The organism is Burkholderia sp. Se-20378 (genome assembly GCF_017104665.1).
Classification (GTDB): Bacteria; Pseudomonadota; Gammaproteobacteria; order Burkholderiales; family Burkholderiaceae; genus Burkholderia; species Burkholderia lata.
In genome coordinates, this window is sequence record NZ_JAAGPG010000317.1 from 1 (window position 1) to 9,588 (window position 9,588).

Genomic DNA, 9,588 nt, shown 5'->3' on the forward strand with positions numbered 1-9,588 from the left:
TTGCCGGTCGTGCGGGTGAACAGGCGCGCTGCATGGAACGGCGACAGGCCGGCTGCCTGCGCGACTTCGTCGAGCGTCACCGTGCACATGAGATCGGCGGCGAGACACTCGCGCATCGCGTCGACGCGCGGTTCGTCCGCTGCGAGCGGCGCCGGTCGCGGCAGTGCGTCGGCATGGCGCACGATCAGCGTCGACAACGCATCGAGCATCGCCGTTTCGGCGGCGAGCGGATCGTAGATGCGCGGTGCGCCCGCCATCGGATCGTCAACCGGCTGCCCGTGCGGCTGCGACGGCAGTGCGCGCTCGCTGCCGGCCTCCATCATCCGGTGCGCCAGCGCGAGCCTGGCCGCAAGATCGGCATCGCGAATCACGTCGGGTGCAAACCACGGCGCGTCCTGCGGGCGGCCGGCGATCGCACTGGTGAGTTCGCGGATGAATTCGACCGGCATGTAGCTGACGCGATAGCACCAGCCCTCGTCGGCCGCGCGCGAACCCGTGTGCACTTCGCCGGGATTGATGACGGGCACGGAGCCGGTTTCGGCGACATAGCCGCTGCCGCGATAGGTGAAGCGTTCCGCGCCTTCGAGAATCACGGGGATCGTGTACGCGTCGTGCCAGTGGGGCGCGAACGTGTGGTCGCGATAGGTGGCCGTGACGAGATCCGCATCCGGCAGCAGCGGCGTGCGCCAGTAGCGTGCGGAGTCTGGAAGGCGGGTGGCGGACATGATCGGGCGCGGAGGCGGTCGAATCGACAGTGTATCGCTCGCGCGCCCGGCAGGTGCGGGCTTTACTTGACCGGAATCGTCGTGCCGGTCGGCATCGGTACCGCGGTGACGGCGTTCTTCGGGCTGCCGCTGACGATGCGGTCGCTGTAGGTCAGGTAGACGATCGTGTTGCGCTTGGCGTCGACCACGCGCACGACGTGCAGGGTCTTGAAGATGAACGACATGCGCTCGCTGAACACGTCGGTCTGCTGCTTGAGCGGCTCCTTGAAGCTGATCGGGCCAACCTGCCGGCATGCGATCGACGCTTCGCTCGGATCCTCGGCGACGCCGAGCGTGCCCTTGATCCCGCCGGTGTGGGCGCGCGACACGTAACAGGTCACGCCGTTCACGACCGGATCGTCATACGCCTCGACGACCACGCGATCGGAGCCCGTGACGCGGAAATGGGTGTTGACGCTGCCGACTTCCTCCGCGTGCGCGAGCGGCGCCGCGGCGAATGCGGAAAGCAGGAGGGCGAAGGGGGCTGAGCGGAGGAGGCGGTGCTTCATCGATGGAACCGGATGCGAATGCGGGACAGAGACTCTAGCATGCGCGCGATCGGGCGATGAAAGCGTAAAGGCGGGCCGGAAAAACAAAAGGCCCGTCGATTGACGGGCCTTTCGCTATTTGGCTCCCCGACCTGGGCTCGAACCAGGGACCTACGGATTAACAGTCCGGCGCTCTACCGACTGAGCTATCGGGGAATAAATCGGTACATCTGCATGCTTGTTTGTCTACCAGCAAAAAGCCCGTCCACTTTCAACGGGCCTTTGCGTTTTTGGCTCCCCGACCTGGGCTCGAACCAGGGACCTACGGATTAACAGTCCGGCGCTCTACCGACTGAGCTATCGGGGAACAAACAACAACAGCAGAGAAACGAGATTATATGGAGCGTTGATCAGGCCGTCAATACTTTTGGGCCGCGACGCACAAAAATATTTTTGCGGCCGCTGCGCGATCAGCGCTCGAGCAGGTGCAGTTTGTCCTGCACGTCCTTCCACTCGTCCGCGTCGGCCGGTGCCGGCTTGGTCTTCGTGATCGACGGCCAGTCCTTCGCCAGCTCGGCGTTCAGCGCGGTGAACTGCTGCTGGTCGCCGGGAACGTCTTCTTCGGCATAGATCGCATTGGTCGGGCACTCTGCGACGCACACGGCGCAGTCGATGCACTCGTCCGGATCGATGGCGAGAAAGTTGGGACCTTCACGGAAGCAATCCACCGGGCACACATCCACGCAGTCCGTGTATTTGCACTTGATGCAGCCTTCGGTCACAACGTGAGTCATTAAAACGCTCCTGCTTGGCGGTATATATGGGGTGGCGTTTGCGCCAAAACCGGCATTGTAACTGAAGCGCAAAACCCGCATGGCGTGGTCGGCTATCCGGCTTATATCGTTTCGTGATTAGTTTATGGGGCCCGCCCAGGGGGCTCGTCGAAGGGGCGCACCAACGGCGGCACGTGTCCCGTACGCCGGTAGGGCGGGGCGACCGGCGCCGGGCGGCAGGCGGTTTCACGATGGTCGGGCCCGCATTCGGGTAACATGGCCGACAGACCGGGCGGCGCGCGGTGCGCCGGGGCCCTGTCACGATATTGGCGGTGCCGTAATCATGATCATCACTTCGCTGCTCGACACGGATCTCTACAAGTTCACGATGATGCAGGTCGTCCTGCATCACTTTCCCGCTGCAAGCGTCGAATACCGTTTCCGGTGCCGCACGCCCGGCGTCGATCTCGTGCCGTACATCGACGAGATCCGCGACGAGGTGCGCGGCCTGTGCGCGCTGCGTTTTTCCGACGTCGAACTCGACTACCTGCGGCGGATGCGCTTCATCAAGAGCGATTTCGTCGATTTCCTCGCGCTGTTCCACCTGAACGAGAAGTACATCTCGATCACGCCGTCGCCGAAGGGCAACGGCGAAATCGACATCGGGATCACGGGGCCGTGGCTGCACACGATCCTGTTCGAGATCCCGGTGCTCGCGATCGTCAACGAAGTGTATTTCCGCAACACGCAGCGCGAGCCCGACTATCGCGAAGGCCGCGAGCGGCTGTGCGAGAAAATCAAGCTGCTCGGCGCGAAGCCCGAATTCGCCGACTGCAAGATCGCCGACTACGGCACGCGCCGGCGCTTCTCGAAGGTCTGGCACGAGGAAGTCGCACTGACGCTGCGCGACGGCCTCGGCCCGCAGTTCGCAGGCACCAGCAACGTGCTCTATGCGATGAAGCACGGCATCACGCCGCTCGGCACGATGGCGCACGAGTACCTGCAGGCCTGTCAGGCGCTCGGCCCGCGGCTGCGCGATTCGCAGATCTACGGCTTCGAGATGTGGGCGAAGGAATACCGCGGCGACCTCGGGATCGCGCTGTCGGACGTCTACGGGATGGATGCATTCCTGAACGACTTCGACATGTATTTCTGCAAGCTGTTCGACGGCGCGCGCCACGATTCGGGCGATCCGTTCGAATGGGGCGAGCGGATGCTGCGCCATTACGAGTCGAACCGTTGCGACCCGCGGACCAAGGTGCTCGTGTTCTCGGACGCGCTCGACATCCCGAAGGTCATGCAGTTGTACGAACGGTTCCGCGGCCGCTGCAAGCTCGCGTTCGGTGTCGGCACGAACCTCACCAACGATCTCGGCTACGTGCCGCTGCAGATCGTGATCAAGATGGTCCGCTGCAACGGTCAACCGGTCGCGAAGCTGTCGGATTCGCCGGGCAAGAGCATGTGCGACGACAAGGCGTATCTCGCGTACCTGCGCCAGGTGTTCGGCATCGCGCAGCCGGTCGAGGAAGACGCGTCGAAGTAAGCGTCGGCCGAACGGCCAAAACTGCGTTGTGGCGAGGTCGGCCGGTATAATCCGACGGTATCGCCCGCCAACGTCACGAGGACCGTTCATGGACACTTCCGCTGCCCGTCGCCAGATCCTCGCACGCATTCGCGCGGCGCAGGGACGTGCGGCCGAACCCGATGCGGCCGAGCGCGACGGTGTTGCCGACTATCTCGCCCGTCATCCGGAGGGCCCGCGTCCGCCGGCAGCGGCCGATCTCGTCGCGGCATTCGTCGATGAAGCAGCACGCCTGTCGACGACGGTCGACGAGGTCGCGTCGCTTGCCGAGGTACCGGCCGCCGCGGCTCGCTACCTTTCTGCTCACAGTCTGCCGACGCAGGCCGTTGCATGGCGCACGCTCGCCGATTTCGACTGGGCGGGTGCAGGCCTGTCGGTCGAATGCCGCAAGCCGCGCGACGGCGATCTGGTCGGCCTCACCGGCTGTTTTTGCGCGACTGCCGAAACGGGTTCGCTGGTGCTGCTGTCCGGCCCCGACACCTATGCGTCGGCCGGCCTGCTGCCGGAAACCCACATTGCAATCGTGCCCGCGTCGCGGATCGTCGCCGGTCATGAAGACGCATTTGCGCTGATTCGTTCGGAGCGCGGCGAATTGCCGCGCGCGGTCAATTTCGTGTCGGGCCCGTCGCGCACGGGCGATATCGAGCAGACCATCGTACTGGGCGCGCACGGCCCGTACCGCGTTCACGTGATCGTCGTACGGGGCGCATGACGCGCCCGCTGCATCCACTACCACTCGAACAAGGAAGTTCTGCATGAAACGACATGCCGCCTGGGCGGGCATGGCGTCGGGGATCGCGCTTGGCGCCGTTCCCGCGCTTGCATCGGCCGCAACGCTCGACGGTGCCACGCTGTCTGCACTCTGGGGTATCCCGTTCGCCGGGATCCTGCTGTCCATCGCACTGTTCCCGCTCGTCGCCCCCGTGTTCTGGCATCACCACTTCGGCAAGATTGCGGCCGGGTGGGCGGTCGTGTTCCTGATCCCGTTCGCGTTCGCGTTCAGCGCGGGCACCGCGTTCGGCACGCTCGTGCATGCGCTGCTCGAGGAATACATTCCGTTCATCGTGCTGCTCACCGCGCTCTATACGGTCGCGGGCGGCATCTGCGTAAACGGCAACCTGCACGGCACGCCGAAGCTGAACACCGCGATCCTCGCGCTCGGCACGCTGCTCGCGAGCGTGATGGGCACGACGGGCGCCGCGATGCTGCTGATCCGGCCGCTGCTGCGCGCCAACGACAACCGCAAGCATGTCGTGCACGTCGTGATCTTCTTCATCTTCCTCGTCGCGAACGCGGGCGGCTCGCTGTCGCCGCTCGGCGATCCGCCGCTGTTCCTCGGTTTCCTGAATGGCGTGAGCTTCTTCTGGACGACCACGCACCTCGCACTGCCGATGCTGTTCATCTGCGTCGTGCTGCTGACGCTGTTCTTCGTGCTCGATACGTACTTCTACCGGAAGGGCGGCGAGGAGCGGCCTGCCGTGCTCGACCCGACGCCCGACAACGACAGGCTGTCGATCGACGGCAAGATCAATTTCGTGCTGCTCGTAGCCGTGATCGGCCTGGTGCTGATGAGCGGCGTATGGAAGCCGGGCATCACGTTCGACGTGTGGGGCACGCACGTCGCGCTGCAGAACCTCGTACGCGACGTCGCGCTCGTGGGCGTCACGCTCGCGTCGCTCGCGCTGACGCCGCGCTCCGCGCGCGAGGGCAACGCGTTCAACTGGGCGCCGATCGAGGAAGTCGCGAAGCTGTTCGCGGGGATCTTCGTGACGATCGCACCGGTGATCGTGATCCTGCGTGCTGGTGCCGACGGCGCATTCGCGCAGATCGTCCATCTCGTCACGGGGCCGGACGGCAAGCCGATCGACGCGATGTACTTCTGGGCGACCGGCATCCTGTCGTCGTTCCTCGACAACGCGCCGACCTACCTCGTGTTCTTCAACCTCGCGGGTGGCGATGCGCAGTCGCTGATGACGACCGGCGCGTCGACGCTCGCCGCGATTTCCGCGGGCGCGGTGTTCATGGGCGCGAACAGCTATATCGGCAACGCGCCGAACTTCATGGTGAAGGCGATCGCCGAATCGCGCGGCGTGAAGATGCCGAGCTTCTTTGCCTACCTCGGCTGGGCGCTGGTCGTGCTGATACCGGTATTCCTGTTGACGTCGTGGATCTTCTTCTCGGCGTAAGCTGACGATTTTCAACCTAGAGCGGGCGGTCCCGGCGGCGCATGACGCGCTGCGATCCGTCCGCGGCATGCGGAGATGGCGATGCAGAAGATCCTGGTCGCGCGTCCGATCTTTCCGGACGTGATCGAGCGACTCAAGCAGTATTTCGATGTCGACTGGAACAATGGCGACGCACTCGCTCGCGACGTGCTCGCTGCGCGTCTGGCCGACAAGGACGGCGCGCTGACGGCCGGTGATCCGGTCGGCGCGGCCGAGCTTGCGGCGGCGCCGCGCCTGCGCGTCGTGGCGAACATGGCGGTCGGCTACAACAATTTCGACATGGCCGCGTTCAACGCGGCGAACGTGCTCGGCACCAACACCCCCGACGTGCTGAACGAGTCGACTGCCGATTTCGGCTGGGCGCTGATGATGGCCGCAGCACGCCGGATCGCCGAATCCGAGCACTGGCTGCGGGCCGGCCACTGGCAGAAGTGGGTGTACGACGGTTTCCTCGGCAGTGACATCTACGGTTCGACGCTCGGGGTCATCGGGATGGGGCGCATCGGCCAGGCGCTCGCGCGTCGCGCACGCGGCTTCGGGATGCAGGTGATCTATCACAACCGGTCGCGCGTCGCGCCCGAGATCGAGGCCGAGCTGAATGCCGAGTACGTGTCGAAGGATGCGCTGCTCGCGCGTGCCGATCACGTCGTGCTCGTGCTGCCGTACACGAAGGAGAACCATCACACGATCGGCGCGGCCGAGCTCGCGAAGATGAAGCCCACCGCGACGCTGACCAACATCGCGCGTGGCGGGATCGTCGACGACGCGGCGCTGGCCGTCGCGCTGCGCGACGGGACGATCGCCGCAGCCGGCCTCGACGTGTACGAAGGCGAACCGACGGTCCATCTGGCGCTGCTCGAGGTGCCGAACGTCGTGCTGACGCCGCATATCGCAAGCGCGACCGAAAAGACGCGCCGCGCGATGGCGAACCTCGCCGCCGACAACCTGATCGCCGCGCTGGGTGAAGGGCCGCGCGCAGGGCAGCCGCCGAATCCGATCAACCCTGACGTGATCGGGAAGCCGCGCGCATGACGATGACGTTGTTGCTTGCGGTGGTCGTCGTGCTGGCCGTCGCGCTGGCGGTGGCGATCGTCGCGCTCGTGCGTGGCGGTGGCCGCCACGACGATGCGGCAGTGCTGGGTGACCAGATCGAGGACGCCGCGCATGCGCAGGCGCGTGCGGTCGAGCGGCTCGAACGCGAATTGCGCGGCGAGATCGTCGAGAACGCGCGCGGTTCGCGCACCGAGCTGGCCGGCAGTTTCGCGCAGCTTCAGCAGACGCTCGCCGCGCAACTGACGAGCGTGGCGACCGTGCAGAACAATCAGATCGACGGTTTTGCACAGCAGCTCGGCAAGCTCGTCGCCGGCAATGCGCAGCAGTTCGACGCGATGCGCGAGAGCGTGCAGCGCCAGGCGCAGCAGGCGCGCGAGGAGCAGACGGGTGCGCTCAGGCTGTTCGGCGACACGTTGAACCGGCAGCTCACGCAACTGACCGAGGCGAACGACCGCCGGATCGGCGAGGTGCGCGCGACGCTCGAACAGCGGCTGAAGGAAATCGAGACGAACAACGCGGCGAAGCTCGAGGAGATGCGCCGCACCGTCGACGAGAAACTGCACGCGACGCTCGAGCAGCGGCTCGGCGAATCGTTCAAGCTCGTGTCGGACCGGCTCGAGCAGGTGCATCGCGGGCTCGGCGAGATGCAGACGCTCGCAGCAGGGGTCGGCGATCTGAAGAAGGTGCTGACCAACGTGAAGACGCGCGGCACCTGGGGTGAAGTGCAGCTCGAGGCGCTGCTCGAACAGATGCTGACACCGGAGCAGTACGCGAAGAACGTGGCGACGGTGCCGAAGAGCAGCGAGCGCGTCGAGTTCGCGATCCGGCTGCCTGGGCGCGAGGCCGGCACGCGCGACGCGCCGCCCGTGTGGCTGCCGATCGACGCGAAATTCCCGCGCGAAGACTACGAGCGGTTGATCGATGCGCAGGAGCGTGCCGATGCGGTGGCGGTCGAGGAAGCGGCCCGTGCGCTCGAAGCACGCGTGCGGCTGGAGGCGCGCACGATCGCCGAGAAGTACGTCGCGCCGCCGCATACGACCGATTTCGCGCTGCTGTTCCTGCCGACCGAAGGGCTCTATGCGGAGATCCTGCGTCGCCCGGGGCTGACCGACCTGCTGCAGCGCGACTATCGCGTGACGGTCGCCGGCCCGACGACGCTCACCGCACTGTTGAACAGCCTGCAGATGGGCTTCCGTACACTGGCGATCGAGCAACGGTCGAGCGAGGTGTGGCAGGTGCTCGGCGCGGTGAAGACGGAGTTCGGCAAGTTCGGCGACGTGCTTGCCCGCACGAAGTCGCAGCTCGAAACGGTCACGCGCTCGATCGAGGCCGCCGAGCAGCGCACGCGTGTGATGAACCGCAAGCTGAAGCAGGTCGAGGCGCTGCCGGGCGATACGGCGGCAGGGCTGCTCGGCGCGGAAGGGTCCGACGGTGCCGATGCGGACGACGCATGACGCACATGGCCGACATCGGCCGGAAAGCAAAAACGGGCGCTGCGGCGCCCGTTTTCTTTTGAAGCGCTTGCCGGCGTGGCCGGCCCGCGGTCAATGCCCGGCGAGCGTATCCAGTGCGTCGCCCGTGACCCGAACGATGCGCCAGTCGGGCAGCACGGTTGCGCCCATTTTTTCGTAGAAATCGATCGCCGGCTGGTTCCAGTCGAGGACCGACCATTCGAAGCGCCCGCAACGACGCTCGACGGCCAACGCCGCGAGGTGACGCAGCATCGCGGTGCCGAGGCCCGTGCCGCGCTGCGACGGCTGCACGTACAGATCCTCGAGATACAGGCCGCGCCGGCCGAGGAACGTCGAATAATTGTGGAAGAACAGCGCATACGCGACGATCGCGCCGTCGTGCTCGGCCACCCGCGCCTCGGCGGCAGGCTGCTCGCCGAACAGCGCGTCGGCGAGATCGGCCTCGGTTGCGACGAACAGGTGCGCAAGCTTCTCGAACTCGGCCAGCTCGCGCATCAGCGCGAGGATCGCGCCGACGTCACGTGCCTGGGCCGCGCGGATCAGCGGTGTGCCGTTCACGCTTCCTCCGGCGGATCGGACAGCACGATCTCGATGCCGCCGAAGCGCGATGCGACCCAGTTGTACGCGTGGCATGCGATCCACAGCAGCACGAAGCCGAGGATCGCGTTCAGCAGCAGCGCGCTCAGGATCGTGCTCAGTTCGACCATTCCGTAACGAATGTACGCGACGAGAATGCCGAGCAGCACGATCGGCACGCTGAACGTCAGGTAGACGAGGATCAGCGCCTTTGCGGTTTGTCCCGCGGCGATCGACGAGATTTGTTTCTTCATGTGCGGATTGCCCCCGTAGAGATATACCGATAGTGGAATTCAGATCAGGCCGTCGAGCGGCAGGATGTCGACCGGGGTGCCCGCGTCGACTGCCGCGGTATCGTGGCCCAGGACGATGAAACAGTTGGCGGCCGAGAGGCCGCTCAGCGACGCGGAACTCTGCGAGCCGGCCGGTGCGACGTGCCAGCGGCCGTCGGCGGCGCGCGTCGCGATACCGCGCAGGTAGTCGGTGCGGCCCGGGCGCGTCTTCAGCGCTTGCGTGCTGAGTGCCGTATGTAGCGACGGCGGCTGGGCCTGTGCGCCGGCCAGCGTCAGCAGCGCGGGCCGCACGATCGCGTAGAACGTCACGGCCGACGCGACCGGGTTGCCGGGCAGCCCGAAAAACAGCGTGTGACCGGCGC

Annotated in this window: 10 protein-coding genes, 2 tRNA genes and 1 pseudogene; 5 read left to right on the top strand and 8 right to left on the bottom strand. The window is 65.9% G+C overall.

Translation table 11 applies throughout. The features are described 5' to 3' along the window. The 5 genes from G3N93_RS26395 to fdxA all read right to left on the bottom strand — a co-directional run. On the bottom strand, window positions 1-725 hold a 725-nt coding region (locus G3N93_RS26395), incomplete at its 3' end, for an AraC family transcriptional regulator (protein ID WP_206134287.1). 62 nt (window positions 726-787) lie between these two features. Next, window positions 788-1,273, bottom strand: coding sequence for a CreA family protein (locus G3N93_RS26400; RefSeq protein ID WP_206134288.1), 486 nt, complete (start codon window positions 1,271-1,273; stop codon window positions 788-790). A gap of 119 nt (window positions 1,274-1,392) precedes the next feature. After that, window positions 1,393-1,468: transfer RNA gene (locus tag G3N93_RS26405), tRNA-Asn, on the bottom strand. A 75-nt stretch (window positions 1,469-1,543) separates the two neighbouring features. Next, window positions 1,544-1,619, bottom strand: a tRNA-Asn gene (locus tag G3N93_RS26410). Window positions 1,620-1,722: 103 nt separating this feature from the next. Then, on the bottom strand, window positions 1,723-2,046 hold the full coding sequence (gene fdxA / locus G3N93_RS26415) for a ferredoxin FdxA (protein WP_011351384.1): 324 nt from the start codon (window positions 2,044-2,046) through the stop codon (window positions 1,723-1,725). Window positions 2,047-2,368: 322 nt separating this feature from the next. On the opposite strand from fdxA, the gene pncB reads away from it, so the two are divergent. From pncB to rmuC, 5 genes are all read left to right on the top strand, one after another. After that, window positions 2,369-3,568, top strand: a complete 1,200-nt coding sequence (gene pncB, locus G3N93_RS26420; protein WP_174943898.1) for a nicotinate phosphoribosyltransferase — start codon at window positions 2,369-2,371, stop codon at window positions 3,566-3,568. Window positions 3,569-3,656: 88 nt separating this feature from the next. Further along, window positions 3,657-4,319, top strand: a complete 663-nt coding sequence (locus G3N93_RS26425; protein WP_206134289.1) for a lactate utilization protein C — start codon at window positions 3,657-3,659, stop codon at window positions 4,317-4,319. A gap of 43 nt (window positions 4,320-4,362) precedes the next feature. Continuing rightward, complete coding sequence (locus tag G3N93_RS26430) at window positions 4,363-5,793, top strand: sodium:proton antiporter (RefSeq protein WP_206134290.1); 1,431 nt, start codon at window positions 4,363-4,365, stop codon at window positions 5,791-5,793. An 81-nt stretch (window positions 5,794-5,874) separates the two neighbouring features. Continuing rightward, window positions 5,875-6,864 (top strand): D-glycerate dehydrogenase, encoded by a 990-nt coding sequence (locus G3N93_RS26435; protein ID WP_206134291.1) that lies wholly within the window; start codon window positions 5,875-5,877, stop codon window positions 6,862-6,864. Next, entirely contained in the window at window positions 6,861-8,339 is a 1,479-nt protein-coding gene (rmuC, locus tag G3N93_RS26440; protein WP_206134292.1) for a DNA recombination protein RmuC, read from the top strand. Before G3N93_RS26435 ends, rmuC begins: the two co-directional genes overlap by 4 nt. Window positions 8,340-8,429: 90 nt before the next feature. Here the strand turns inward: rmuC and G3N93_RS26445 are convergent, their stop codons facing one another. The 3 genes and pseudogenes from G3N93_RS26445 to G3N93_RS26455 all read right to left on the bottom strand — a co-directional run. Then, window positions 8,430-8,915, bottom strand: a complete 486-nt coding sequence (locus G3N93_RS26445; protein ID WP_105817514.1) for a GNAT family N-acetyltransferase — start codon at window positions 8,913-8,915, stop codon at window positions 8,430-8,432. Then, complete coding sequence (locus G3N93_RS26450) at window positions 8,912-9,187, bottom strand: hypothetical protein (protein ID WP_006476519.1); 276 nt, start codon at window positions 9,185-9,187, stop codon at window positions 8,912-8,914. The genes G3N93_RS26445 and G3N93_RS26450 overlap by 4 nt, the downstream gene beginning before the upstream one ends. Window positions 9,188-9,226: 39 nt before the next feature. Next, window positions 9,227-9,588 (bottom strand): annotated as a pseudogene (locus G3N93_RS26455) (molybdopterin molybdenumtransferase MoeA); the annotation flags it as partial.

Coding starts and splice junctions, on each gene's coding strand:
- G3N93_RS26425 (WP_206134289.1), top strand. CDS start 3,657: ATGGACACTTCCGCTGCCCGTCGCCAGATCCTCGCACGCATTCGCGCG.
- fdxA (WP_011351384.1), bottom strand. CDS start 2,046: ATGACTCACGTTGTGACCGAAGGCTGCATCAAGTGCAAATACACGGAC.
- pncB (WP_174943898.1), top strand. CDS start 2,369: ATGATCATCACTTCGCTGCTCGACACGGATCTCTACAAGTTCACGATG.
- G3N93_RS26435 (WP_206134291.1), top strand. CDS start 5,875: ATGCAGAAGATCCTGGTCGCGCGTCCGATCTTTCCGGACGTGATCGAG.
- G3N93_RS26400 (WP_206134288.1), bottom strand. CDS start 1,273: ATGAAGCACCGCCTCCTCCGCTCAGCCCCCTTCGCCCTCCTGCTTTCC.
- G3N93_RS26430 (WP_206134290.1), top strand. CDS start 4,363: ATGAAACGACATGCCGCCTGGGCGGGCATGGCGTCGGGGATCGCGCTT.
- G3N93_RS26450 (WP_006476519.1), bottom strand. CDS start 9,187: ATGAAGAAACAAATCTCGTCGATCGCCGCGGGACAAACCGCAAAGGCG.
- rmuC (WP_206134292.1), top strand. CDS start 6,861: ATGACGATGACGTTGTTGCTTGCGGTGGTCGTCGTGCTGGCCGTCGCG.